Below are 23,177 nucleotides of genomic sequence, written 5' to 3' on the forward strand. Positions count from 1 at the left end.
ATGCACGACACCACGGCTTTGTCAAAAATTATTCACGACAAGAAACTGCGCATTTCCCGGGCAGCCTCCGGGTTTGCCCGCGGTCGCGCCGGGCTCCCCCCAACGGGAGCCGCGGCGCCGGTCGCGCGGCGGTTTCGATCACGCCGCGGCGGCGAGCCCGGACGCCATCCGGGCGCAGGTCAGCGTGTTCGCGAGCAGGCAGGCGATGGTCATCGGGCCGACACCGCCCGGGACGGGCGTGATCGCGCCGGCGACGCTCTTCGCGCTCTCGAAATCCACGTCGCCGACGAGCCGCGTACCGCCTTCCGGCTTCTCGACGCGGTTGATGCCGACATCGAGCACCGTCGCGCCGGGCTTCACCCAATCGCCCTTGACCATCAAGGGACGCCCCACGGCAACGACGAGAATGTCGGCGCTGCGGCACACCGCGGGCAGGTCCTTCGTCGCCGAATGGGCGATGGTGACCGTGCAATCCTCTTTGAGGAAGAGCTGCGCGGCGGGCCGGCCGACGATCGTGGAGCGACCGACCACCACGACGTTGAGCCCGCGCAGCCGCTCGTGCACGGTCTTGGCGAGAATCACGCAGCCGAGCGGCGTACACGGCGCCAGCGCCGCCCGTCCGGTCGCAAGCAGCCCCGCGTTCATCGGATGGAAGCCGTCCACGTCCTTGTCCGGCGCGATCGCGTCGAGCACCTTGTCGGCGGCGATGTGGGCCGGCAGCGGCAGTTGGACGAGAATGCCGTGGACGTCGGCGCGGGCGTTGAGGTCGGCGACGAGCGCGAGCAGCGCCGCCTCCGTGGTCTCCGCCGGCAAGCGGAACTCGAACGAGTTCATCCCCGCCTCGCGGGTCTGCGCCGCCTTGTTGCGGACATAGACCTCGCTCGCCGGGTTGTCGCCGACGAGCACGACGGCGAGGCCGGGGACGATGCCGTGGTCCCGCTTCAGGGCCGCGGCTTCCTCGGCCACGCGGGCGCGGAGCTTCGCGGCTTCCGCCTTGCCGTCGATGATGCGCGCGCTCATCGGATACTCCTCAGCGACATGTCGGGATCAGGACATTTCCGGGCGGGTGATAGCATGGCGACGCGGCCCGTGCAGGGGCCACGTCGCAGGTCTGCCATTCCGGATACGGTTCGCCCGCTCGTCCGTGGATCGGGTTCAGCTCGGGAAGACGACGGTGCGCTTGCCGTTGAGGATCACGCGGTCCTCGAGGTGCCAGGACAGCGCCCGGGCGAGCACCCGGCGTTCGATGTCACGGCCCTTGCGGACGAGGTCGTCCGGCGTCGCCTGATGCGAGATGCGCTCGACGTCCTGCTCGATGATCGGACCTTCGTCGAGGTCCGAGGTGACGTAATGGGCGGTCGCGCCGATCAGCTTCACGCCGCGCTCGTGCGCCTGGTGATAGGGCTTGGCACCCTTGAAGCCCGGCAGGAAGGAATGGTGGATGTTGATGCAGCGGCCCTTGAGCTTCGCGGCGAGGCCGTCCGACAGCACCTGCATGTAGCGCGCGAGCACGACGACCTCGCTGCGGGTCTCCTTCACGAGATCCCAGATGCGGGTTTCCTGCTCGAGCTTGGTCTCCTTCGTCACCGGCAGGTGATGGAAGGGAATCCCGTCGAGGTCGATGTGGGCATAGGTGTCGCGCGAATGGTTGGCGATGATGCCGGTCACGATCATCGGAATCTCGCCGATCCGCCAGCGATAGAGCAGATCGGTGAGGCAATGGTCGAACTTCGAGACGAGCAGCATGACGCGGCGCAGTTCGCCCCGCGCCCGCATCGTCCACGCCATCTGGAAGCGCTCGGCGATCGGCGCGAAGCCGGTCTTGAGATCCTCGACCGCGACCGGCGCGCCGACGGCATTGAGCACCACGCGCATGAAGAAGCGGCCGCTGTCGGGATCGTCGTACTGGCTCGCTTCCTGGATGTTGCAGCGGCTCTCGAACAGATAGGTCGAAACCGCGGCAACGATGCCGGGCCGGTTGGGGCAGGACAGCGCGAGGATCACCTGATCGGTCGCGGTCGCCATCGGCCCCTCGCCCGGACCCGAACCGCCGTTCGGCTCGGCGGCGATGACGGGGCTCTCGCTCGCGGCCGGTTCGTCCGCTTTGGAGCGGCGCGGCCGGGTTTCCAGGGTCGTCGACATGGTCTTCCTCACTCGGCGGTCATCCCGCCACGGTGGCATTCCTCACACGGCGGCGATGCCGCCACGGTTCGCGGGCGGCCCGCGCCGTCGTCTTCCACGACGACGGCGGGAAAATCCACCCGTTTGTGCCTCGTCGCCCGTCCCGCCTCGCAAGACCGGGCCCCACCGCCTTGACCCTCCCCTGCCAGGGGGAGGGGTGGCGCGCAGCGCCGGGGTGGGGTCGCGGCCGGGCACGACCTCCCCCTACCCTCTTCCCGATACCTCTCGCCCGCCGCGCCTCAGCAATCGAGCGTGTTGTCGCGCTCCCACTGGGTCAGGTGGCGGGCGTAGGCGTTCCATTCCTGGTGCTTCAGCTTCGAATAGGCGGTGACGAACTCCGCCCCGAACGCGTCGGCGAGGATCGGCGACTTCTCGAAGGCGCGCAGCGCATCGAGCAGGTTCAAGGGTAACAGCTTGGCGCCGCGCACCTTGTGGCCTTCCGTGTACATGTTGATGTCGAGGCGCTTGCCGGGATCGCGCTTCTCGGCGATGCCGTCGAGGCCGGCGGCGAGCAGCGCCGCCTGCAGCAGATAGGGGTTCGCCGCGCCGTCGCCGAGCCGGAACTCGAACCGCCCGCCTTCCGGAATGCGGATCATGTGGGTGCGGTTGTTGCCGGTGTAGGTGATCGAATTCGGCGACCAGGTCGCGCCGGAGAGCGTCCGCGGCGCGTTGATGCGCTTGTAGGAATTGACCGTCGGGTTGGTCAGCGCGCAGATCGCGGCGGCGTTGTGGATGAGGCCGCCGATGAAGTTGTAGCCGAGCGCCGAGACGCCGAGCTCGCCCTTGTCGTCCTCGAACAGGTTGGTCTTGCCCTTCCACAGCGAGACGTGGGCGTGGCAGCCGCTGCCGGTCAGGTTCATGAACGGCTTCGGCATGAAGGTCGCGCGAAGTCCGTGCTTCTCGGCGATCGACTTCACCATGTACTTGAAGAAGGCATGGCGGTCGGCGGTGAGCAGCGCCGTGTCGTAGTGCCAGTTCATCTCGAACTGGCCGTTGGCGTCCTCGTGGTCGTTCTGATAGGGCCGCCAGCCGAGGCCGAGCATCGCGTCGCAGATCTCGGTGATGACGTCGTAGCGACGCATCAAGGCCATCTGGTCGTAGCAGGGCTTCTCCTGGGTGTCGGCGTCGTCACTGATGAGCGTGCCGTCACGAGTCGTCAGGAAGAACTCGCACTCGACGCCGGATTTCAGCTCGTAGCCCTGCTTCGCCGCCTTGCCGACGAGACGCTTGAGCGTGTTGCGCGGAGCGTGCTCGACCTCCTTGCCGTCCATCCAGAGATCGGCGGCGAGCCAACCGACTTCCGGCTTCCAGGGAAGCTGGATCAGGCTGTCGGGATCCGGCACGGCGAACAGGTCGGAATCGGCGGGGCTCATGTCGAGCCACGTGGCGAACCCGGCGAAGCCGGCGCCCGCCTTCGCCATCTCGCCGATCGCGGCGGCCGGCACCAGCTTGGCGCGCTGGGCGCCGAACAGGTCGGTATAGGAGATGAGGAAATATTTGATGCCGCCATCCTTGGCGGCCTTCACCAGATCAATCGCCATCGTTCCCCTCGCGGCCCGTTTTCGGACTCGCCAAATGGCCACCCTCCCCGAGCGGAAGGCGGCTTTCGTGAAGTGAGAGCGCCGCCGGGTCGAGGCGGCGGCGCTCCGTCATCAGAGACCCTTGGTGAGCCCCGGGATCCAGTCGGTGCCGGCGAGCGGCACCCGGGCCATCGCGGCGGCCTCGATGGTCAGCGCCACGAGGTCTTCCGGCTCGAGATTGTGCACGTGGCTCTTGCCGCAGGCGCGCGCGATGGTCTGGGCCTCGAGCGTCATCACGGCGAGATAGTTGGCGAGCCGCCGGCCGGCCAGCACCGGATCGAGCCGCTTCATGAGCTCGGGGTCCTGGGTCGTGATGCCGGCCGGATCGCGGCCCTCGTGCCAATCGTCGTAGGCCCCGGCGACGGTGCCGAGCGCCTCATATTCCGCCTCGTAATGCGGATCGTTGTCGCCGAGCGCGACCAAGGCGGCGGTGCCGATCGACACCGCGTCGGCGCCGAGCGCAAGCGCCTTCGCCACGTCGGCCCCGTTGCGGATACCGCCCGAGACGATGAGCTGCACCTTGCGGTGCATGTCGAGGTCCTGGAGCGCCTGGACGCACTGGCGGACGGCAGCGAGCGTCGGAAGACCGACATTCTCGATGAAGACCTCCTGGGTCGCCGCGGTGCCGCCCTGCATGCCGTCGACCACGACGACGTCGGCGCCCGACTTCACCGCGAGCGCGGTGTCGTAATAGGGCCGCGCGGCACCGACCTTCACATAGATCGGCTTCTCCCAATCTGTGATCTCGCGCAGCTCCTCGATCTTGATCTCGAGGTCGTCCGGGCCGGTCCAGTCGGGATGCCGGCAGGCCGAGCGCTGGTCGATGCCTTCGGGGAGCGTGCGCATCTTGGCGACGCGCGGCGAGATCTTCTGCCCGAGCAGCATGCCGCCGCCGCCGGGCTTGGCGCCCTGCCCGACCACCACTTCGATGGCGTCGGCCTTGCGCAGGTCGTCCGGGTTCATGCCGTAGCGCGACGGCAGATATTGATAGACGAGGAGGCTCGAATGACCGCGCTCCTCCGGCGTCATGCCGCCGTCGCCGGTGGTCGTCGAGGTGCCCATCGCCGAGGCGCCGCGGCCGAGCGCTTCCTTGGCCGGACCCGACAGCGAGCCGAAGCTCATGCCGGCGATGGTGATCGGGATCTTGAGGTGGATCGGCTTCTTCGCGAACCGCGTGCCGAGCACCACCTCGGTGCCGCAGCGCTCGCGATAGCCTTCGAGCGGATAGCGGCTGATCGAGGCGCCGAGGAACAGGAGGTCGTCGAAGTGCGGCAGCTTGCGCTTCGCCCCGCCGCCGCGGATGTCGTAGATGCCGGTCGCGGCGGCGCGCCGGATTTCCGACAGCGTATAATCGTCGAAGGTCGCCGACTTGCGGGGGACCGTGCGCGGTATCTTCGGGACGTCATTCATCGCGCAGGCGCCTCAATAGCTCGAAACATTGTCGACGTGGAAATGGTAGAGCGTGCGGGCCGAGCCGTAGCGCTTGAAGTCGGAGACATCGACTTCACCGGCGAGGCCGGCCGCCGCGAGCTTCTCGTGAAGCTGCGCCTTGTGCTCGTCGCGCATCTCCTTCTCGATGCAGTCCGCACCGAGGCTCGTCACGCTGCCGCGGACATAGAGCCGGGCCTCGTAGATCGAGTCGCCGAGGCTTTCGCCCGCGTCGCCGAGCACGGTCAGCGTACCGGCCTGGGCCATGAAGGCCGACATGTGGCCGACCGAGCCCTTCACGACGATGTCGACGCCCTTCATCGAGATGCCGCAGCGCGCCGAGGCGTTGCCGTCGATGAGGAGGAAGCCGCCGCAGCCGGTGGCACCGGCGGCCTGACTGGCGTCGCCCTTCACGTGGACGAAGCCGGACATGATGTTCTCGGCGACGCCGACGCCCGCATTGCCGTTCACGAGAACGGTCGCGAGTTTGTTCATGCCGCCGCAATAGTAGCCGACGTTGCCGTCGATCTCGACGGAGATCGGAGCATCGATGCCGACCGCCACCGCATGGCGACCGCGGGGATGGATGACCCGCCATGCGGTTTCGTTGGTGTCGTGCTTGAGGGCGTGGAGCGCGGTGTTGAGGTCACGCACGCTCGCGGAGGCGAGATCGATCAGATGAGTGGTGAGCACGCTCGGGGCGACCTTCAAAGCTTCAGAGCGGACGTTCATGCCGCGCGATCCCAGAAATAGACCTTGGCGGGCTCCGGCTCCCAGACCTTGGCATCCTCGATGCCCGGCAGGTCGACGAGCGCGCGATATTCGGAGCCGAACGCGACATAGCGGTCGGTCTCGGCCATGACGGCGGGCTTGCAGGCGATCGGATCGCGCAGCACGCCGAAGCCGGATTCGGTGCCGACGACGAAGGTGTAGAAGCCGTCGAGATCCTTCAGCGAAGCCTCGAGGGCCTGGCCGAGGCTCGCGCCCTCGCCCATCCGGTACGTCAGGTAGGCGGCGGCGACCTCGGAATCGTTGTCGGTCGCGACCGGAATGCCTTCCTTCTCGAGCCGGCGGCGGATCGTGCGGTGGTTCGACAGCGAGCCGTTGTGGACGAGGCACTGGTCGATGCCGGTCGAGAACGGGTGGGCGCCGTCGGTCGTCACGGCGCTCTCGGTCGCCATGCGGGTGTGGCCGATGCCGTGGCTGCCGGTCATGGTCTCGAGATGGAAGCGGCGGGCGACCTCGCTCGGCAGCCCGACCTCCTTGTAGAGCTCCATGCGGGTGCCGGCGCCAACCACCGCGATGTGCGGCGCGGCGGCGGCGAGCGCGGCGCGCACGGCCTCCTCGCGATCGGCGGGAATGGCGATCACCGCGTGGGTCGCCCGCGGCGCGACCGCCACCGGCCCGCCGGCGGCGACCTCGAGCGTCTTCGCGAGCGCGGCGAAATCGGTGCCCTCGGGTCCGCGCAGCGTCAGCTTCAGGCGGCCGTCCTGGCGGTTGCCGTACACCGCGAAGCCGGCCGAATCCGGCCCGCGGTCGCACATCACGCCGAGCATGGTCGACAGCATCGACCCGAGCTCGGGCGCGAGCGCCTCGTCCTTGAGAAACAGTCCCACGATGCCGCACATGGGCGCACTCTCCCCGCCGGCGCACAGGCCGGCCGTCGTCCGGCCCGTCGCGGGCCAGGATCTTCACTGATCGGATCGTCTGAAAGTCACCGCCGGAAGGTCGCGCCGGCCGTTCCTCATGTCCTAAAGGCGGACGCGCCGATCGTCAACCGCTGCGAATAAAATTTTCGTCTCACGAAAAATACCCCGCCCTCACGGACAGCGCATCACTGCGGATCGCGGGCGTAGACGATGATCGAGAGATAGGTCATCGGGCGCACCAGGAGTTCCTCCGGCCCGTGGGTGGCACGGGAATCGAACAGGAGGGAATCGCCCGGCCGAAGGTGATAGGTGCGGTCGGCGTGGCGATAGAGGACCTCGCCGCTCAGCATGTAGATGTATTCGATGCCGGCGTGCTGGAATCCCGTATAGGGCACCGCCTCTTCGCTGAGCGTGATGAGATAGGGCTCCATCACCAGATCGCCGCCGAGGGCGTGGCCGAGCAACTGATATTGATGGCCGGCCTTGGTGCCGCGCCGCTCGATGGTGACGCCCTGCCCGGCGCGCACATAGGAGCAGTCGCGGTTCTCCTCGAAGGTGGAGAACAGCGAGGAGATCGGCACGTTGAGCGCGGTGGTGATCGCCTGCAGCGTGGAGAGCGACGGCGAAATCAGCCCGTTCTCGATCTTCGACAGCATGCCGACCGAAATCCCCGCCGCGTTGGCGAGATCGGAAACGGTGAGATCATATTGCCGGCGGATGGTGCGGATCTGGACACCGAGGGCCTGCTCCAGCGTGCGGCCGGCCGTGTCGGGCGCGTTCGAACCGGTGCGATAATCCTCCGGGGGCGCCGGTTCGGCAGCCGCGGCCTTCTTCCGTGTCTCCGCCAAGCTCGGCTCTCCCTTCTCGCGCCCTCGGTGTCGGTTCGGGGCGCCGGTCCTTCATGTCGAAGTGTTTGGCGTTCGACGCCTTTCCGTCGGTGCCTGTCAACTCTTTGTCGGTCGGAGACGGGCTCCGTTGCAAGGGGCGGACCAAGCGCGGCGGCGGCCGATGCCGGGCCGGCCCCACCCTGTCCGCCGCCGGCGGCCTGTCCCTCCTCCTGGCAAGGGAGGGACTCGCTGCCGTTTTTGAGGCACCCAATCGTTCCCTAATCACGGCGGCTTCTACGAAGCAGCCGCCTAAACCCCTCCCCTGCCAGGGGGAGGGGTGGCGCGCAGCGCCGGGGTGGGGTCCGCGGCCGGACGAGACCCAACCGCCAAACTCCCCCGCCAATCACTCTTGCGCCCACGCCCGCCCTGAGTGAAGATATTTTCCTGCGAAGAATAACAAACGCAAGCGGGGAACGCCGACGGGACCGTCGCGACCCCGCACTTTCGAAGGAGCGTGGCGTGAACCTCCACCTTGCGGCCGAACCGGCCGCCCGGCCGGCGCCCTCTCGCGCGCGGCGGCTCGTCGTGCGCGGCGGCAGCGCGCTGCCGATCCGACTGAGCCCCGGCGACCGCGTCACGATCACCGATCCCGAGGGCCTTCAGCCGGCCCACCTCGCGGTGCTCGCGGCAGACGGTCCCGGCACCGTCGCACTCGATGCGCCCGTTACATGGGACCGCCGACCCCTCGCGACCCTGCTCGCCGAGGCGGCTGAGACCGCGACGGCCCGCGCCTTCTGCGCGACCGAGCGGATCGATCCGGCGGCGGACGTCGCCGTCGCTACGCTGTTCGACGGCACCGGCGCCGCCGGCGGCGCGGTCCACTTCACGGCGACGGCGGACGCCCGCCTCATCGTCCTCGCTCCGGGCCTCGCCATGGCGCCGGAGGCCCAGACCCCGCCGACGGATCTGCACATCGAGATCGAGACGGTGGCTCCCCTCGGCGGCGAGGCCCCGCCGCCGCTCGCGACGCCGAAGCTCGACGTCCGCATCCCCGCCGCGACCGCAACCGCCTACCGGGTCGCCGCCGGGGACTACATCCAGATCATCGACGTCGACGGCAAGCAGTGCTCCGACTTCCTCGCCTTCGATGCGGCGGCGCTCGCGGCCGGCGAGGAATACGGCCTCGACCCGACGACGACGCGCACCCTGGTCGGCACCGCGACGCCCGGCCCCGGCCTCCACGCCAAATATTTCGACGCCCGCATGCGGCCCCTCGTCGAGGTGGTGCAGGACACCGTCGGCCGCCACGACACCTTCATGCTCGCCTGCACGGCGAAATATTACGAAGACCTGGGCTATCCCGGCCACGCCAACTGCTCGGACAATTTCAACAAGGCGCTGGAACCGTTCGGCATCGCGGCGCGCAAGGGCTGGCCGGCGATCAACTTCTTCTACAACACCGCGGTCGACGCCCACGGTGCGATCGTCTCCGACGAGCCGTGGTCGCGCCCCGGCGATTATGTGCTCGTGCGCGCGCTCACCGACCTCGTCTGCGCCTCGTCGTCCTGCGCCGACGACATCGACCCGGCGAACGCCTGGGAGCCGACCGACATCCACCTGCGCGTCTACGACAAGAGCTGTAATTTTCCCAAAGGGATCGCCCACCGCATGACGCCCGACGCCGAACCGAGGATGACGCGCGAATCCGGCTTCCACCCGCGCACGGCGGCGCTGTCGCGCTCGTTCGTCGAGATGAACGGCTTCTGGCTGCCGCATTGCTTCGCGACCTCCGATCCGATCTCGGAATATTGGGCCTGCCGCGAACGCGCCGCGATCATGGACCTCTCGGCCCTGCGCAAGTTCGAGGTGATCGGCCCCGACGCCGAGGCGCTGATGCAGCGGGCGATCACGCGCGACGTGCGCAAGATCGCTGTCGGCCAAGTCACCTACACCGCGCTCTGCTACGACCACGGCGGCATGCTCGACGACGGCACGGTGTTCCGCCTGGGCCCGAACAATTTCCGTCTCGTCTGCGGCAACGATTATTGCGGGCCGTGGCTGCGCGACCTCGCCGCCAAGCACGGGCTCAAGGCCTGGGTGAAGTCCTCGACGGACCAACTCCACAACATCGCCGTGCAGGGACCGAAGAGCCGCGAGATCCTCAAGGACATCGTCCGGACTCCCGCGTCGCAGCCGACCCTCGCCGAGCTCAAATGGTTCCGCTTCCTGGTCGGCCGCATCGGCGACGGTGACGGCGTGCCGGTCGTCGTCTCGCGCACCGGCTATACCGGCGAGATCGGCTACGAGATCTTCTGCCATCCCGACCACGCCCTCGTCGTCTGGGACAGCGTGTGGGCGGCGGGCGAACCGCACGGGCTGACCCCGTTCGGCCTCGGCGCGCTCGACATGGTGCGCATCGAATCCGGCCTCGTCTTCGCGGGCTTCGATTTCTGCGATCAGACCGACCCGTTCGAGGCCGGCATCGGCTTCACGGTGCCCGCCGACAAGACCGACGATTATGTCGGCCGCGACGCCCTCGCGCGCCGCCGCACCAACCCGCACCGCAAGCTCGTCGGCCTGGAGATCGAGACCAACGAGGCGGTCGGCCACGGCGATCCGGTGTTCGTCGGCCGTCCCCAAGTTGGACAGGTGACGAGCGCGGTCCGCTCGCCGATCCTGAAGAAGACGATCGCCCTCGCCCGCGTCGACGTCACGTCGAGCGAGATCGGCACGGCGGTCGAAGTCGGCCGGCTCGACGGCCACCAGAAGCGGTTCGCGGCCACCATCGTCCGCTTCCCCCATTTCGACCCGGAGAAGACGCGCGTCAGGGGCTGAGGGCGCGGTAACACGGAGGCCCGGAGCCGAGCCCGCGCCGGACTTTCCGTCATGAGGGCTCCCACATTCCGCTCCGACTCCCTTCTCCCCGTCGGGGAGAAGGTGCCCCGAAGGGGTGGATGAGGGGGGTATTCACGGCCATTGTAGAGACTTAGAAGGTCAGTTGGGGCGCTCCCCGCGCCCCTCATCCGGCCCTACTGGGCCACCTTCTCCCCGCCAGCGGGGAGAAGGAGAGGTGGTGCTGTGCACTCCCAAAAGGCCACCACAGGCGCCCTCGCTAGCCGGTCCTTCCCACGCCCGTTGCACGGGGAGGCAGTTGCTCGAGCCCGTTGCTCCTGGCCCCGCTCTCGAACCCGCGGCATCCGCGCAACGCCCCCTGCCCCGCGACACGCTGCCCTTCGTCCGCTGCCCTCTTGCGCGTCGGCGCGTTTTTGCGAATAATTCTCCTTAGCGCTTGCAAACGACGCCCTGATCCGGCCGCGATCGTTTGGCATGCGAGAGACGCCGGCTCTCGGGCCGGCAGGACGAATGGACGTGCGGCGGAAAACGCCGCCCCCGAAGGACGCGCTCCCCACATGATGGTGTGTTCGTGTAACCGGCTGTCCAGCGAGGCCCTCGCCGAGGCCGCCGTGGAAGTCGCCGCCGCGCCCGGTCGCGGAATCATCACGCCGGGTGCCGTGTTCCGCACGCTCGGCTGCCGGCCGCAATGCGGCGGCTGCTTCCCGCTCGTGATCGAGGTGATCCACAAGGCGACCGCCGGCCTGCCGGAGCTCGCCCCGGCGCCGCAGCCGGAGGCCTGCTGCGGCGGCCATTGCCACGACGCCGTGGCACACGGACACCATGAAGTGCATCCGCACGCCGCCCCGCACGAGATCACGCTCACGGCGATCGTCGAGACCGAGATCGCGGCCGTCGCGGACGGCGACTCGGTCCTCGTCACGGTCGAGGACAGCGTGACCCTCGTCACGGACGAGGCGACCGTCTTCGCCGTGTCGGAGACCTTGGTCGCCGCATCGCCTCGCGACCGCGAGGACGCGCCCCAGGGCGCCACGATCGTCCGCCTCGACCTCTATGCCGACAAGGCGAGCGCGGACGCGCGTTCCGACGACGCCGAACAGCCCGCGCGCCGCCGCGCGGTGTGACATCTAGGCTCAGGCGGCAACTCCATCCCGGCTTGCGGTCACGAATTGGAATACATATACACTGCAGGGCGTCTGACGGTGACATCGAGCCGGGCAGAGAGTGGAGATTGCGATGAAGGGCGACGCGGAAGTTTTGGACATGCTCAACCGTGCGTTGAAGCATGAGCTCGCCGCGATCAACCAATATTGGCTGCACTATCGTCTGCTCGACGATTGGGGTTTCACGCTGCTCGCCAAGAAGGAGCGCGAGGAATCGATCGAAGAGATGCACCACGCCGACAAGCTGGTAACGCGCATCATCTTCCTCGAAGGCCACCCGAACCTTCAGACCCTCGATTCGCTGCGGATCGGCCAGAACATCAAGGAAGTTCTGGAGTGCGACCTCGCTGCCGAATATTCGGCGCGCGCGCTCTACAAGCAGGCTCGCGAGCTCTGCCGCGACAAGGGCGACTACGTCACGATGGACCTCTTCGAGGACCTGCTCGAGGACGAAGAAGGCCACATCGATTTCATCGAGACGCAGCTCCAGCTTCTCGAGCAGATCGGCATCCAGAATTACGGCCAGCTCCAGGCCGCCCCGGCGAACGAGCAGGGCTGAGCCCTCCGGGCCGCGCCCCCTCTCCGCTGATCGATCACGCGCCCGGCAAAAGCCGGGCGTTTTCGTTTGTGGCCAACCGACCGCGCGCCTCTCGTCTACGCCCCCGCTATACTCGCTTTGAGCGCCCCGACGATCTTGTTGAGGGCCGAGAAATAGGCCGCGCACTCCTCCTGCGTGAGGTCCGCGGTTGCGGTCGCGTTGACGGACCGAACGGCCTCTAACAGTGCATCGGTCTTTTCGAGCGCCGCCGGCGTCAGCGAATAGAGAAAGCTACGCCCGTCTTGAGGGTCGGGCTCGCGCTGCACCCAGCCGTCCTTCTGCATCCGCGACAGCGCCTCCGCCATCGAGGGCTGCTCGGTGGCCGCCGCCTGAACAAGTGCCTTCTGGCTTAGGGCCGAACCATCCGCCAAGGCGAAGAACACCGGCAACTGACCGGGACTGACCCCCAGCGGCCTGAGCTCGCGGGCGATCGCCTGCGCGAAGAGCCGCGCCGCGAAGTTGGTCATGTAGCCGGCTGAATCCAGTGCATGCATATTTATATCGGACCCTATTTAAATTTCATATCGGACCCTATATAAGGCTCTCCATGGCTCGGCAGGCAAGGCATGGAGGTCCGTCATGAGGCTCTTTCTGAAGCTCGTCCACACGCTGGCGATCAGCGCTTTCGTCGGCAGCATCTTCGGTCACATTCTTCTCGGCACGCATTTCTCTGCCGAGGATGCCGCATCCTACCGCACCGTGCTCGCGGTGAAGTGCCTGATGACGCAGACGCTCATTCTCGGCGGCCTGGCACTGTGCGTGCTCTCGGGGATAGGCCTCGTCGCCCTCGGACGCGGCCGGTCGTTGATCCGCCCCTGGCTCGCGATCAAGCTCGCGGCGGTCGCGCTCATCGTCGTCAACGCCGTGACGGTGCTGCGGCCGCTCGGTCTCGAGCGGCTCGCGCTCGCCTCTGCTCTCGCAGGCGGCGACACCCAAGCGCTCGCGGCCCTTCATGCGACCGGCCCGCGCGAGGACATCTTCGGCGCGATCAACCTCGCTTTGGTTCTCGCGGTCCTGGTCCTGAGCATCGCCCGCCGCGTGCCCTTCCTCCCGGCCTCGGTGAAGCCGGCCCGAGCCTGAGCGGAGATGCCGCCACCCGGCGGCCCGCCGAGAGCTAGTGCGAAGCCTCGCCGTCCTTGGTCGCCAGCGCCGTGTGCGGCTCGGCATAGTGCTGGGCGATGCGGTCGGCGATCCAGGCCCAAGCTTCCTGCTCGCGCGGGCCGGCGGTCTTCTCGATGGCGATCGTCAGATAAGCCATCTCGCGCTCGACCTTGTCCCGCGGCAGCATGGCGAGACGCGTGGAGAGAATGGCACCTTCGAGCACCGCCGCCTGGGCGCGGTTGTAGCCGAGCCAGGGCCGATGCATGACCTCGCGCACCACCTTCAGCCGGTATTTCGGGCGCACCTCGTCGTGCTCCACGGCTTCGACGGCGAGTTCGATGTGGGCGAGCGCGTCGGCGAGGCGGCGGCCGGGCACCTCTTCCGCCGGCACCGTCTCCCAGTCCCGCCGCCCGGTCACGCAGCCGGCGATGACGCGGACATCGTCGGTCGCCGAGGCGACCGCGAACGGAACGGCGGTGAGATTGGCGATCGCGGGCGAGGGATGGAACGGCGCGAGGATGTAGCCGGCGCCGTCGGCGATCAGGCCGTAAGGGGCGATGTGCGGCACGTCGTCGGCGCCCACCGTGATGACGACGGTCTCCAGAATGAAAGCCATCTCAGGCGTCTCCGTCGTCGGTAGCCTTGGGCGCCGGTTCGGGCGTCGTCTCGTCCGCCTCGCGCCGCCCCACCCGGCCGACCGCGCGTAGCGTGTGGCCGGCATCCTTGAGGCGGGTCGGATCGGCGGTCTCGCGATCGGCGGCGACTCCCCAATCGAGCGGCTCGTCCTGGGCATAACGCTTGCCCAGGCGGAACGCGATCTCCGCCCGCGCGAGTTCCGCGCCGAGATAGAACGCGTGAGCGCCGTCAGCGCCCACATTGAGGGCCTCGAACACCGCAAACGGGTCGGTCACGACCGCGTGTAGGTCGCGATTATAGATGTGGATGCCGTCGGCGGCGGTCTCGATGCGGAAATTGGCGTCGCGCACCTGGGCGGCGAGGCCGGCGATCTCCTCGGGCGTGTTCGGAAACGGCACGCGGTCGTGCAGCGCCATCAGGGCGGCGCTGTAGCCCTTCGGCAGTGCGCCGTCGGCCTTGGCGGCATAGAGCATCCGCCGGGCCGCGTCGTGCTCCTCGACGGTCCGCCGCGTGTGTGGGCTCACCTGGACGAGGAGCGCGTTGCGAATGGAGAGTTCCGAAGCAATGCCGAGCAGGATCGTCGTGATGCCGGTCGTATCCGCCTCGGTGAGCTCGGTCAGGTTGCCGGTGCCGATCATCATCTCGGCATCGGGCCGCATCCGGCGGAAGGCGGCGTAGCGTTCGATGGAGGCCGTGAAGCCGAAATGGATCGGATCGAGCACCGGGTCGGCCAGGAAAGCGCGGCCGCGCGCCGCGACGGCGTCGGCAGCCCGGGCGAGCGACTCGAGATCGCCGTGCTCGGCCGGGATGAGGATCGGCACCGCGGCGACCTTGTCGAGCACCCACAGCGTCTTCTCGCTGAGACTCAGGAGATAATCCGCCCCCGCCTCACCGCCGCGCACGAGATCGTCGGGATCGCCGGAATCGACGCTGACCGTGAAGCCCTCCGCCTTGAGCGCCCCCACGGCGTCTTGCAAATGCGGAAACGGCATGCCCGGAAGGCAGCCGAGATCGACGACGTCGCCGCCCGCCGCCCGGTCGCGCCGCGCCCGCGCCACGATCGCCTCGACCGACATGCGCGGCGCATCGACCATCTCGACGAACAGCCGGAGATCGTAGCGGCTGAGATCCGGCGGCCCGCCGCCCCGGCCGAACCAGCGCGGCAGATCGGCGACCTCCTCCGGGCCGCGCACCATCGGCACGCCGAAAGCTTCCGACAAACGGTCGAGATCGACGCGCGCGCGTCCGGGAAACACGACCTTGGTCGCGCCCTCCGGCAGCTTCAGCCGGCGGCGCACGATCTCCTCGGTCATCAGCGCCGCGACCTTGACGCCGACATCGACGACCGACCAGGCGAACGCGTCGCGGCCGATCGCCTCCATCACCCGCTCGAGCCGCGGCCGCGCCAGGTGGCCGGTGACGAGAACGACGTGCTCACCCATGGCGTGATCCGGCATTGGCGCGATCGGGCATGGCGCGATCCGGCGATCCCACGCTCAGGCGACGCTCTGGAGGGGCTTCGCCCGTTCGATGCGCGCCTGCTCATGGGGCGAATGCATCGCCTCCCACAGATCGCAGCGGCGCTGCACGTTGAGCCAGAACTCCGCGCTGTTGCCGAACACGCGCGCCAGAATGAGCGCGGTCGGGGCGGTGACGGCGCGGCGATCGTTACAGAGCTCGTTCACGTGCTTGCGCGGCACGCCCATGGCCTCCGCCAGGGCGGCCTGGGTGAGCGCGAGCGGCTGCATGAACTCCTCGGTGAGAATCTCGCCGACCGAGGCCGGCTTGCGTTTAGTCATCAGCATGGCGTCGCCTCATCCATACGAGTGGTCATCGAGGTAGAGGTCTGACGCCTCGCCCAGACCGCCATCCCATCGGAAGATCAATCTCCATCGTCTATTCACTCGGATTGAGTGAAATCCGTCCAAGTGACCGCGCAACTTTTCGAAATGGTTGCTGGGTGGCGCTCGCAGATCCATATCGCTCAACGCATCGTCGATCATCTGGAGCTTGCGAAACAGGCGATCCTCGATCTCCGGCGGTATCTTCCGGCAACTCACATCATCGAGAAAGAACGTTCGAAGCCATTCGTCCCGGAAGCCGACGATCATGGTTTCCCCCACCACCTGTACCTATGTACCACTCCACGGTACATCGCGCAATCGCTGAGGTGGCACCGTGTCACCCGCGAACTGCCGTAAGGTGGATTGCGGAGGATCTCCTACGCCATCCGCTCCACCCCCTCCGCCCCCAGCCGCGCGAGGGCGTCGGCGATGCGCTCGCCGTGGACGACCGCGTCGGGCGCGATTTCCGCGAGCGGGGCGAGCACGAAGGCGCGCTCGAGGATGTGCGGATGCGGCAGGCTCAAGCCCGGCTCCTCGATCCGCGCGTCGCCGTAGAACAGCACGTCGAGATCGATGGTTCGCGGGCCCCAGCGGATCTCGCGCCGCCGGCCGAGCGCCTGTTCCGTGGCGAGGCAGAGCTCGAGAAGCGCCCGCGCCGACAGGGTCGTCTCCACCAGCACACAGGCGTTCACGAACCAATCCTGGTCGCGGTAGCCCCACGGCTCGGTGCGATAATTGGCCGAGCGGGCGACGACGCGCACGCCCTCTGCCGCGTCGAGGAGCGCGACGGCCCGATCGATCGTCGCGATCTTCTCGCCGATGTTGGAGCCGAGGCCGATCGCGGCCCGGACCGGGGTTGTCCCGTCGTCGGAAAGGCTCACGCGGCGGCTCCGCGCCGGCGCGTCACCGTCACCGAGACATGGTCGAGGTTGCCGACGATCGGCGCGCTCGGCTTGCGCACGGTGACGATCGCCCCCTGGACCGGCGGGAAGCCGTCGAGCACCGCCCGCGCGCAGCGCTCGGCGATCGCCTCGATGAGGTGGGCGCGCGGCCCGTGCACGACGGCCGCCACAGCGTCGTAAAGCTGCCCGTAGCAGACGGCCTTCGAATAATCGTCGCTCTCGCCGGCGGCCGAAAGGTCGAGCTCGGCGACGAGATCGACATAGAAGCGCTGGCCGAGCTTGGCCTCCTCGTCGAGCACGCCGTGGTGGGCGTAGAAGGCCATGTTGGTGATGGTGATCTTGTCCGTCATCGGATGTCCGCCTCAGCCTTCGCCGCGCCAGCCGGCCGGCTTCGCGGCCCGCACGATGGCGTCGGTCACCTTCACGGCCTGCACATGGGCCGCGACGTCGTGAACGCGCAGGATGTCGGCGCCGCGCGCCACCCCGAGCATGTGGGTCGCGATCGTGCCCGGCAGACGGTCGCCGACGGCGATGCCGGTGAGCCCGCCGATCAGGGACTTGCGCGAGGCGCCGAGCAGCACCGGCAGCCCCATCGCCCGCACCGCGTCGAGCCGCGCGATCAGTTCGACGTTCTGCGGCAGCGTCTTGCCGAAGCCGATGCCGGGATCGAGGACGATGCGGTCCTCGCGAATGCCGGCCTTCTCGGCGATGACGAGCGAGCGCAGGAAGAAACTCCGAACCTCGTCGACGATGTCGAGCGCCGGATCGACCTCGCGGCGATTGTGCATGACGATGACCGGCGCGCCGTGCGCCGCCGCCACCGCCGCCATGTCCGGATCGCGCTGGAGCCCCCAGACATCGTTGATGATATGGGCGCCGGCCTGAAGCGCACGGTCGGCGACGGCGGCCTTGTAGGTGTCGATCGAGACCGGGACGGCGATGCGCTCGCCGAGCCGTTCGAGAACCGGCAGGACGCGGGAGAGTTCCGTCTCGGCGTCGATCTCGGTCGAGCCCGGACGGGTCGATTCGCCCCCGACATCGACGAGGTCCGCCCCCTCCTCCACCATCAAGACGGCACGGTCGAGCGCGGCGTCGAGCGCGTTGTGGCGGCCGCCGTCGGAGAAGGAATCGGGCGTCACGTTGAGGATGCCCATCAGGAGCGTGCGCGAACCGAGAACGTGGGTGGCGCGGCCGAGATCGAGAGTGGTGGGCATGGGCGCGTTGGGAGCTTCCGTTGCGAGGCGTGGAGCGCACTCCATAGCACGCCGCGCCCCGTCCGATGTCATCTTTGCGTCACGCGAGCCACGCGGGCGCGCGTCAGAGGGCGACGAGGAGTTCCCCCTTGCCGACCGAGCCCTGGTCGCCCTGGAAGCGGCGCACGATCGGCGGGACGTGCGGCTGCCAGGGAAGATCGAGATTGGCGAGGGAACGGCCGAGGAGACCGAGGAAGGAGAGTTCGAGGGCGCCGCAATCGAGGAAGGTCGGCAGCGGGCCGCCCTCCACGGCGCCGACCACGAGACTGCCCCGCCGCATCAGAAAGCCCGGCTGGCGGCCGACGCTGCCGGCGACGATGGTGCCGGCGATCATGCGCGCCCCGGCGAAGGCCCCGGCGGTGCGCGCCACGATGGTGCCGCGCCGCATGCGGTCGCCGACGCGGTCGCCGGCCGCGCCGCCGATCGCGATCAGGCCGCCGCGCATGCCGGAGATCCGCCCGTCGAGGGCGCCGCCGACGCGGTCGCCCGCATTGCCGGCGATGCGGAGCGTGCCGCCCGCCATGCCGGCACCGGCGAGCGGACCGGCATGACCGAACACGCGAATGGTGCCGGCGAGCATGCCCTCGCCGAGACGCTGGCCGACGTCGCCCTCGACGCGGATGAGGCCGCCGCCGAGGCCGGCCCCGATGCGGTCGAGCCGCTCGTGGCCGCCTTCGATCACGACGCTCTCGTCGGGACCGGGCGCGACGCCGAAAAGATCGCCGACATGGATCGGCCGCCGCCGGCCGCCGCCGATCACGAGCCGCTCGACCTCGCCCGCCGTCAGCGCGGCGAGCCGCTCGGGAACGAGGGCGGAAAGATCGACGCGCTCGGGGGGCGCCTCGCGCAGGGTGAAGACGAAGGCGCCCATCAGACGAGGTCCTTCAGATGGAAATGGTGACGGCCGAGCTGGCCGCCATAATTGCCGGCGGCGATCCGCACGAGCCCTTCGGCAGACCCGAGCCCGGCGGCGGCGTGGAGCCCCGCCCGCATCGCCGCCTGGACCGCGGCGAACGACAGGCCGTCGATGACGATCTCGAGCACCGAGGCGACCTCCGGCGTGAGGTGCGAGCCCTCGACCGCGCCCTTCAGCGTCGGACAGAAGAAATGGTTGGTCGAGGCCATCAGCGCCTTGTATTTCGACCCGACCTTCGAGCCGGAGCGCACGATGCCGCCCGGGAAGGGCATGATGACATCCGGCACCGCCTTCATCGCGGCGATCGCCGTTTCGGCGGCGAGCCGGGCGGCGGCGCGGGAGCGGGCGAGCAGGATCAGGTTGCCGCCGCCGACGGCGCCGGTGACGACCCGCGTCTCGTGCTCGACCAGGAACTCGCCGTCCATCACCGGAATGCGCCAATAGCGCTTGCCGTCGATGACCTTCGAGATCTGGTAGCCGTCGCCGAAATAACGCAGCGCGGAGCCGAGCTTGACCGCCTCGCCCTCGTCGAGCCCGGCGAAGCAGGCGGTGCCCGGGCAGGTCAGCACGCACTGGCCGACGCGGGTGACGATCTGCTGGCCGCAGATCTCCGCATTGAAGCCGAACAGGAGGATGCGCACGCCGGGCCGCCCGTCCGGCGTATCGTCGGGCGCGACGACCCGGTCGATGCCGGCCTCGCAGCCGCAGGCGATGACGGAGGTCGCGAAGCCGGTGGTCGAGATCGCCGCCTGCATCGCCCATTCCGGCGTGTCGGCCGTCACGATCACGGCGGTCGCAGCCATGTCGAAGGCCTCGGCGAAATCGTCGTCGATCACCACCCCGTTGAGGAGGATCGGCTCCGCCCGCGCCGGCGCGAGATCCGAGGGGTTCAAGTCCGACATGGATGCACCTTGAAGGGATCGGCCGGGCCGATGACGTCGTCCCGGACCGTGTAGATCGAGCCGTCGGCCCCGAAATAGCTCGCGAGATAATCGTCGAGCCGGCGGACCATGCCGGCATCCTGATCGAACGCGACGACCTGCGCCTGGCCGGCCTCGGCGCTCAGGAGCTCGCCGTCCTTCACCGCGAGGCGGCCGTTCTTGAAGACCAGATGGGCCGCCTCGAACATCGCCGTGCGATCCTCGCGATCGTCGTAGACGGCGATGTCGGCGAGCGCGCCGGGGCCGAGATGCCCGCGGTCGTCGAGCCCGAGCAGCTTCGCCGGCGCCGCGCGCGTCATGATCGCGATCTCGGCGAAGCTGTATTCGCGCTTCAGCGAGGGCAGCGCCGTCATCTTCATCGCCGCCTTGGGCAGACCCGCCATGTAGCGCGCCCGCTCGTCCGCGCTCATCAGGAGATGGAGCAGCTTCGGGTAGGTCGTGAAGGGCGCGCCGTTCGGGTGATCGGTGGTGAAGAAGACGCGCCACGGGTCCTCGACCGAGAGGAAGATCTCGAGGCCGATCGCCCATTGCAGCGCGTTGACAAAGCTCGATGCGTTGTAGGCGAAGGGCACCACGCCCGCCCCGTTGCCGTCGCCGTCCCACAAGATCCACTTGTTCGGGCTCGCCGCGACGCGGCCGGCGAACTGGCGCAGCACGTCGGCCGAGATCGTCACGGTCTGGCCGAACATCACCTGGCCGACGTCGATCGTGACGCTCGGATTGCGCTTCAGCGCCTCGACGAGCCGCGGCACGGCGGAGGAGAAGCCGCGCTTGCCCTCGGTGCCGTAGGCGTAGAACTGGACGTGGGCCAGATGGAGCGGCAGCCCCTCGGCGGCCTCGATGGTCTCGACCAGGGTGTCGATCGCGGTGCCCGGCACGCCGAGATTGTTGCAGTGGACGTGGAGCGGATGGCGCACTCCGAGGCTCGTCACCGCCGTCTGGAGCGCCTTCACGATGTGCCGCGAGCTCACGCCGTAATGGGGCACCTCGTCGTCGAAGCCGAAGGTGCGCACGTTCTCGCGGAAGGCGGCCGAGCCGCCGGCATTGATGACCTTGAGGCCGAGGGCGCGGGTGCGCGACAGCATCAGCGCGACATAGTCGGCGATGGCGGCCTCGCTCTCGCCGGCGCGCAGCATCGAGAGCAGGAAATCCTCGTTGCCGAGCACGCTCAGCGTCGCCTTGTCGATCACCGGCATGTCGGCGAGTTCGAGGTGCGATTGCAGCGCCTGGCTCGGCGGCACCGCGGGCTCGACGACCGTGGTGAAGCCCATCCGTGCGTAGAGCCGGCCGGTTTCGGCCGCCGACCAGCGGGCGGTGGTGAACGGCAGGCCCGGCGCCGGCGCCTCGGTGTTCTCGTGCAGCTCGGGCAACAGGAGGCGCGACAGCGTGACGTTGCCGCCGGCGACGTGGGAATGGATGTCGATGGCGCCCGCCATCACGATCCGCCCGCTGACATCGTGGGTTTCGTCGACGCGCGCGCCGGCCGGCGGCGCGGCGACGATGCGGCCGTCCTCGATATAGACGTCCCCGACCGCGTCGCGCCCGTTGACGGGATCGACGACCCGGCCGCCTGCGAGACGGATCAGCATGATACGGCCTCCTGCGCCGTCAGGGCGGCACGGATCGCCGCGATGGCCTCGGCGACCGTCGGCCGCGCGGGGCGGCCCTCGCCCACCGCGACGAGCGCGGCGGCGAGCGGATCGAACAGGGCGGCGGGATGCTCGACCCCGGGCTCGGCGACCTCGATGCGCACCGCCGGCTCCTTCGCCAGCGCCGCGCCGGGACGGACCAGCGCGACCAGGGGCACGTCGGCCTCCCAGTCCGGCGCGCGGTCCGACAAGGCGGAAATCCACAGCGCCGCGTCCGCCTCGCCGCTCTCGACGAGGCGCTTCGCCTCGAAGGCCCAGGAATCGTGCACCGGGAAGCCCTGGCGCAGCCCGGTCCGCGGCGGAAAGCCCGTGGTCCAGCCGGACACCTGCAGAACACCGCTGCCGTCGTCGGCCGCCGGAAGCGGCAGAGCGGCAAAGCGCGTGGTCAGGTTGAGGTCAGCGACGAGGCCGGCGGCCGCCTCGAGGGTCAGGTCGCCGAGGTGCGCCGCGTTGCCGACCACGACTCCGTACCGCGCCGCACGCAGCGTCGCCGCGGCGGCATCGATCTTCGCAAGCCCACCCTCGCCGAAGGCCCGCGCGGCGACGAGACGCCCGTCGATCCGGGCGCGCAGCGCGAGCAGCCAGGGGCCGACATCGTCGGCCGCGAGGGGGATGTGTTCGATCGCCGCCCCGTCGGTGGAGACCGCGGCGACGGCATGATGGTCGCCGCCGACGATGAGGAGACGGCGCGTCGGAGTGTCGCCGCGGAGGGTGGACGGGCCGGGGCCGAACACCGCGCCGAGCCAGGCGACGTCGCCGGCCTGCGGAGCGATCAGCACCACCACGTCGGCACGCTGGCGCGCCTCGGCGGGGGTGACGGTCACGAGGCCGGTCGTCGCGAGCACCGCCGACGCGCGGGCGAGCGCCGTGCTCTCCATGTGGTCGTAGGCGCCGCGCAGATCGCTCGCGAGGCGCAGCGCGGCCCGCGCGCCCTCGACACAGGTTCCGAGGCCCGCCACGACCGGGAAGCGCGCGCCTTCGAGCAGCACCGCCGCGGCTTTCGCCGCCTGATCGAGGGATACCCCCTCGCCGCCGACGAACGCACTCATGCCCGCGTGTCCCCGCCCGCGCCACGGGCCGCTGATGATCCGAAATCCGTCATGTTCGCGGCCTCTTACCGGTCGTACTTGATGTAGCCGAAGCGCTGGTCCTGGGGCGTGCCCTCGAGCGCGCCGCCATCCGCGCCGGGCTGCCAGGAGACCACGTCCTCGATCTTGCGGGCGAGCGCGAAGTCCTTCTCGGTGATCCCCTTGGCCGAATGGGTCATCAGCCTCACCTCGACCCAGGCATAGGAGGCCGTGATGTCCGGATGGTGCCACGCCGCTTCGGCGAGATGACCGATCGTGTTGATCACCATCAGGGTGCCCTTCCACCCATAGGTCTTGTAGGTGCGCCGGATCCAGCCGTCGGCATAGTCCCAGGCGGGCAGTTCGACCGCGAGGCGGCGTTCGATCTCCGCGTCCTCTAAGGCGCGGTCACGGGGCGCTGCTGTCATGGGTTCCTCCCGCCGGCTGTTCTGTCCCGGACCGGCTGCTGCTCATCATGCCCCCGGGCGGTCGTTTGACGCTTGTTCAAAAGCGACGCCGCCCGCTACACGGACCTCGCGCGGACATTTGCAACGCGGCGATCCCTTTGCAACAGTCCGCCGGGGAGGAC

The 23,177-nt window shown here is 68.9% G+C and carries 24 protein-coding genes; 4 read left to right on the forward strand and 20 right to left on the reverse strand.

All coding sequences use genetic code 11. The annotated features are described in order from the left end of the window. Positions 1-138: 138 nt before the first annotated feature. The 7 genes from folD to F0357_RS02170 all read right to left on the reverse strand — a co-directional run bounded on the left by folD (position 139) and on the right by F0357_RS02170 (position 7,686). Positions 139-1,020, reverse strand: a complete 882-nt coding sequence (gene folD / locus F0357_RS02140) for a bifunctional methylenetetrahydrofolate dehydrogenase/methenyltetrahydrofolate cyclohydrolase FolD (RefSeq protein ID WP_153478234.1) — start codon at positions 1,018-1,020, stop codon at positions 139-141. Positions 1,021-1,155: 135 nt separating this feature from the next. Next, positions 1,156-2,025 (reverse strand): formyltetrahydrofolate deformylase, encoded by an 870-nt coding sequence (purU, locus tag F0357_RS02145; protein ID WP_153485981.1) that lies wholly within the window; start codon positions 2,023-2,025, stop codon positions 1,156-1,158. 395 nt (positions 2,026-2,420) lie between these two features. Then, positions 2,421-3,722, reverse strand: a complete 1,302-nt coding sequence (glnT, locus tag F0357_RS02150; RefSeq protein WP_153478235.1) for a type III glutamate--ammonia ligase — start codon at positions 3,720-3,722, stop codon at positions 2,421-2,423. A 111-nt stretch (positions 3,723-3,833) separates the two neighbouring features. Beyond that, a complete protein-coding gene (locus F0357_RS02155; protein WP_153478236.1) occupies positions 3,834-5,171 on the reverse strand; it encodes an FMN-binding glutamate synthase family protein in 1,338 nt (445 codons plus the stop codon). A gap of 12 nt (positions 5,172-5,183) precedes the next feature. Continuing rightward, positions 5,184-5,921, reverse strand: coding sequence for a GltB/FmdC/FwdC-like GXGXG domain-containing protein (locus F0357_RS02160; protein ID WP_153478237.1), 738 nt, complete (start codon positions 5,919-5,921; stop codon positions 5,184-5,186). Beyond that, a complete protein-coding gene (locus F0357_RS02165) occupies positions 5,918-6,817 on the reverse strand; it encodes a class II glutamine amidotransferase (protein ID WP_153478238.1) in 900 nt (299 codons plus the stop codon). The genes F0357_RS02160 and F0357_RS02165 overlap by 4 nt, the downstream gene beginning before the upstream one ends. Before the next feature lie 206 nt (positions 6,818-7,023). Further along, positions 7,024-7,686, reverse strand: coding sequence for a helix-turn-helix domain-containing protein (locus F0357_RS02170; protein WP_153478239.1), 663 nt, complete (start codon positions 7,684-7,686; stop codon positions 7,024-7,026). A 498-nt stretch (positions 7,687-8,184) separates the two neighbouring features. Between F0357_RS02170 and F0357_RS02175 the strand changes: the two genes are divergently transcribed. The 3 genes from F0357_RS02175 (at position 8,185) to bfr (ending at position 12,240) form a co-directional block, all read left to right on the forward strand. After that, positions 8,185-10,500, forward strand: coding sequence for a trimethylamine N-oxide demethylase (locus F0357_RS02175; RefSeq protein WP_312861417.1), 2,316 nt, complete (start codon positions 8,185-8,187; stop codon positions 10,498-10,500). A gap of 575 nt (positions 10,501-11,075) precedes the next feature. After that, the gene (locus tag F0357_RS24040) at positions 11,076-11,642 is read left to right on the forward strand and encodes a (2Fe-2S)-binding protein (protein ID WP_208948176.1); all 567 of its coding nucleotides are present in this window, start codon (positions 11,076-11,078) and stop codon (positions 11,640-11,642) included. 112 nt (positions 11,643-11,754) lie between these two features. Continuing rightward, on the forward strand, positions 11,755-12,240 hold the full coding sequence (gene bfr / locus F0357_RS02185) for a bacterioferritin (protein ID WP_153478240.1): 486 nt from the start codon (positions 11,755-11,757) through the stop codon (positions 12,238-12,240). 95 nt (positions 12,241-12,335) lie between these two features. On the opposite strand, the gene F0357_RS02190 is transcribed toward bfr, so the two are convergent. Continuing rightward, positions 12,336-12,746 carry a MarR family winged helix-turn-helix transcriptional regulator gene (locus F0357_RS02190; RefSeq protein WP_153478243.1) on the reverse strand — a complete coding sequence of 137 codons (411 nt, stop codon included), beginning with the start codon at positions 12,744-12,746 and terminating at the stop codon, positions 12,336-12,338. Between the two features lie 112 nt (positions 12,747-12,858). Between F0357_RS02190 and F0357_RS02195 the strand changes: the two genes are divergently transcribed. Next, positions 12,859-13,359 carry a hypothetical protein gene (locus F0357_RS02195; protein ID WP_153478245.1) on the forward strand — a complete coding sequence of 167 codons (501 nt, stop codon included), beginning with the start codon at positions 12,859-12,861 and terminating at the stop codon, positions 13,357-13,359. 34 nt (positions 13,360-13,393) lie between these two features. Here F0357_RS02195 and F0357_RS02200 read toward each other — a convergent pair whose 3' ends face one another. The 12 genes from F0357_RS02200 to F0357_RS02255 all read right to left on the reverse strand — a co-directional run bounded on the left by F0357_RS02200 (position 13,394) and on the right by F0357_RS02255 (position 23,016). After that, positions 13,394-13,996: a DUF447 domain-containing protein gene (locus F0357_RS02200; RefSeq protein ID WP_153478247.1), complete on the reverse strand. Its 603-nt coding sequence runs from the start codon at positions 13,994-13,996 to the stop codon at positions 13,394-13,396. A 1-nt stretch (position 13,997) separates the two neighbouring features. Next, the gene (locus F0357_RS02205; RefSeq protein WP_246161304.1) at positions 13,998-15,458 is read right to left on the reverse strand and encodes a DUF6513 domain-containing protein; all 1,461 of its coding nucleotides are present in this window, start codon (positions 15,456-15,458) and stop codon (positions 13,998-14,000) included. Positions 15,459-15,512: 54 nt separating this feature from the next. Beyond that, positions 15,513-15,821, reverse strand: coding sequence for a HigA family addiction module antitoxin (locus F0357_RS02210; RefSeq protein WP_153478251.1), 309 nt, complete (start codon positions 15,819-15,821; stop codon positions 15,513-15,515). A gap of 9 nt (positions 15,822-15,830) precedes the next feature. After that, entirely contained in the window at positions 15,831-16,127 is a 297-nt protein-coding gene (locus F0357_RS02215) for a type II toxin-antitoxin system RelE/ParE family toxin (protein ID WP_153478253.1), read from the reverse strand. Positions 16,128-16,237: 110 nt separating this feature from the next. Further along, positions 16,238-16,741, reverse strand: a complete 504-nt coding sequence (gene folK, locus F0357_RS02220; protein WP_312861418.1) for a 2-amino-4-hydroxy-6-hydroxymethyldihydropteridine diphosphokinase — start codon at positions 16,739-16,741, stop codon at positions 16,238-16,240. Next, the gene (gene folB, locus F0357_RS02225; protein ID WP_153478255.1) at positions 16,738-17,112 is read right to left on the reverse strand and encodes a dihydroneopterin aldolase; all 375 of its coding nucleotides are present in this window, start codon (positions 17,110-17,112) and stop codon (positions 16,738-16,740) included. The genes folK and folB overlap by 4 nt, the downstream gene beginning before the upstream one ends. A 12-nt stretch (positions 17,113-17,124) precedes the next feature. Further along, positions 17,125-17,976, reverse strand: a complete 852-nt coding sequence (gene folP / locus F0357_RS02230; RefSeq protein ID WP_153478258.1) for a dihydropteroate synthase — start codon at positions 17,974-17,976, stop codon at positions 17,125-17,127. Positions 17,977-18,079: 103 nt separating this feature from the next. Further along, complete coding sequence (locus tag F0357_RS02235; RefSeq protein WP_153478260.1) at positions 18,080-18,886, reverse strand: formylmethanofuran dehydrogenase subunit C; 807 nt, start codon at positions 18,884-18,886, stop codon at positions 18,080-18,082. After that, positions 18,886-19,833: a formylmethanofuran--tetrahydromethanopterin N-formyltransferase gene (fhcD, locus tag F0357_RS02240; protein ID WP_153478262.1), complete on the reverse strand. Its 948-nt coding sequence runs from the start codon at positions 19,831-19,833 to the stop codon at positions 18,886-18,888. The genes F0357_RS02235 and fhcD overlap by 1 nt, the downstream gene beginning before the upstream one ends. Beyond that, entirely contained in the window at positions 19,821-21,461 is a 1,641-nt protein-coding gene (locus F0357_RS02245; RefSeq protein WP_153478264.1) for a formylmethanofuran dehydrogenase subunit A, read from the reverse strand. Before F0357_RS02245 ends, fhcD begins: the two co-directional genes overlap by 13 nt. Then, the gene (locus F0357_RS02250; protein WP_153478267.1) at positions 21,455-22,570 is read right to left on the reverse strand and encodes a molybdopterin-binding domain-containing protein; all 1,116 of its coding nucleotides are present in this window, start codon (positions 22,568-22,570) and stop codon (positions 21,455-21,457) included. The genes F0357_RS02245 and F0357_RS02250 overlap by 7 nt, the downstream gene beginning before the upstream one ends. A 65-nt stretch (positions 22,571-22,635) precedes the next feature. Beyond that, on the reverse strand, positions 22,636-23,016 hold the full coding sequence (locus F0357_RS02255) for a 4a-hydroxytetrahydrobiopterin dehydratase (protein WP_153478269.1): 381 nt from the start codon (positions 23,014-23,016) through the stop codon (positions 22,636-22,638). Between the last annotated feature and the right edge of the window lie 161 nt (positions 23,017-23,177).

Origin of the sequence: Segnochrobactrum spirostomi, assembly GCF_009600605.1 — a bacterium.
Classification (GTDB): Bacteria; Pseudomonadota; Alphaproteobacteria; order Rhizobiales; family Segnochrobactraceae; genus Segnochrobactrum; species Segnochrobactrum spirostomi.

Bases quoted from the DNA above. Each gene is read 5' to 3' on its own strand.
- F0357_RS02210 (WP_153478251.1), bottom strand. From the start codon at position 15,821: ATGCTGATGACTAAACGCAAGCCGGCCTCGGTCGGCGAGATTCTCACC.
- F0357_RS02245 (WP_153478264.1), bottom strand. From the start codon at position 21,461: ATGCTGATCCGTCTCGCAGGCGGCCGGGTCGTCGATCCCGTCAACGGG.
- F0357_RS02190 (WP_153478243.1), bottom strand. From the start codon at position 12,746: ATGACCAACTTCGCGGCGCGGCTCTTCGCGCAGGCGATCGCCCGCGAG.
- glnT (WP_153478235.1), bottom strand. From the start codon at position 3,722: ATGGCGATTGATCTGGTGAAGGCCGCCAAGGATGGCGGCATCAAATAT.
- folB (WP_153478255.1), bottom strand. From the start codon at position 17,112: ATGACGGACAAGATCACCATCACCAACATGGCCTTCTACGCCCACCAC.
- fhcD (WP_153478262.1), bottom strand. From the start codon at position 19,833: ATGTCGGACTTGAACCCCTCGGATCTCGCGCCGGCGCGGGCGGAGCCG.
- bfr (WP_153478240.1), top strand. From the start codon at position 11,755: ATGAAGGGCGACGCGGAAGTTTTGGACATGCTCAACCGTGCGTTGAAG.
- F0357_RS02215 (WP_153478253.1), bottom strand. From the start codon at position 16,127: ATGATCGTCGGCTTCCGGGACGAATGGCTTCGAACGTTCTTTCTCGAT.
- F0357_RS02255 (WP_153478269.1), bottom strand. From the start codon at position 23,016: ATGACAGCAGCGCCCCGTGACCGCGCCTTAGAGGACGCGGAGATCGAA.
- F0357_RS02195 (WP_153478245.1), top strand. From the start codon at position 12,859: ATGAGGCTCTTTCTGAAGCTCGTCCACACGCTGGCGATCAGCGCTTTC.
- F0357_RS02235 (WP_153478260.1), bottom strand. From the start codon at position 18,886: ATGGGCGCCTTCGTCTTCACCCTGCGCGAGGCGCCCCCCGAGCGCGTC.
- F0357_RS02200 (WP_153478247.1), bottom strand. From the start codon at position 13,996: ATGGCTTTCATTCTGGAGACCGTCGTCATCACGGTGGGCGCCGACGAC.
- F0357_RS02165 (WP_153478238.1), bottom strand. From the start codon at position 6,817: ATGTGCGGCATCGTGGGACTGTTTCTCAAGGACGAGGCGCTCGCGCCC.
- F0357_RS02205 (WP_246161304.1), bottom strand. From the start codon at position 15,458: ATGGGTGAGCACGTCGTTCTCGTCACCGGCCACCTGGCGCGGCCGCGG.
- F0357_RS02250 (WP_153478267.1), bottom strand. From the start codon at position 22,570: ATGAGTGCGTTCGTCGGCGGCGAGGGGGTATCCCTCGATCAGGCGGCG.
- F0357_RS02155 (WP_153478236.1), bottom strand. From the start codon at position 5,171: ATGAATGACGTCCCGAAGATACCGCGCACGGTCCCCCGCAAGTCGGCG.
- folP (WP_153478258.1), bottom strand. From the start codon at position 17,976: ATGCCCACCACTCTCGATCTCGGCCGCGCCACCCACGTTCTCGGTTCG.
- F0357_RS02160 (WP_153478237.1), bottom strand. From the start codon at position 5,921: ATGAACGTCCGCTCTGAAGCTTTGAAGGTCGCCCCGAGCGTGCTCACC.
- folD (WP_153478234.1), bottom strand. From the start codon at position 1,020: ATGAGCGCGCGCATCATCGACGGCAAGGCGGAAGCCGCGAAGCTCCGC.
- F0357_RS24040 (WP_208948176.1), top strand. From the start codon at position 11,076: ATGATGGTGTGTTCGTGTAACCGGCTGTCCAGCGAGGCCCTCGCCGAG.
- purU (WP_153485981.1), bottom strand. From the start codon at position 2,025: ATGGCGACCGCGACCGATCAGGTGATCCTCGCGCTGTCCTGCCCCAAC.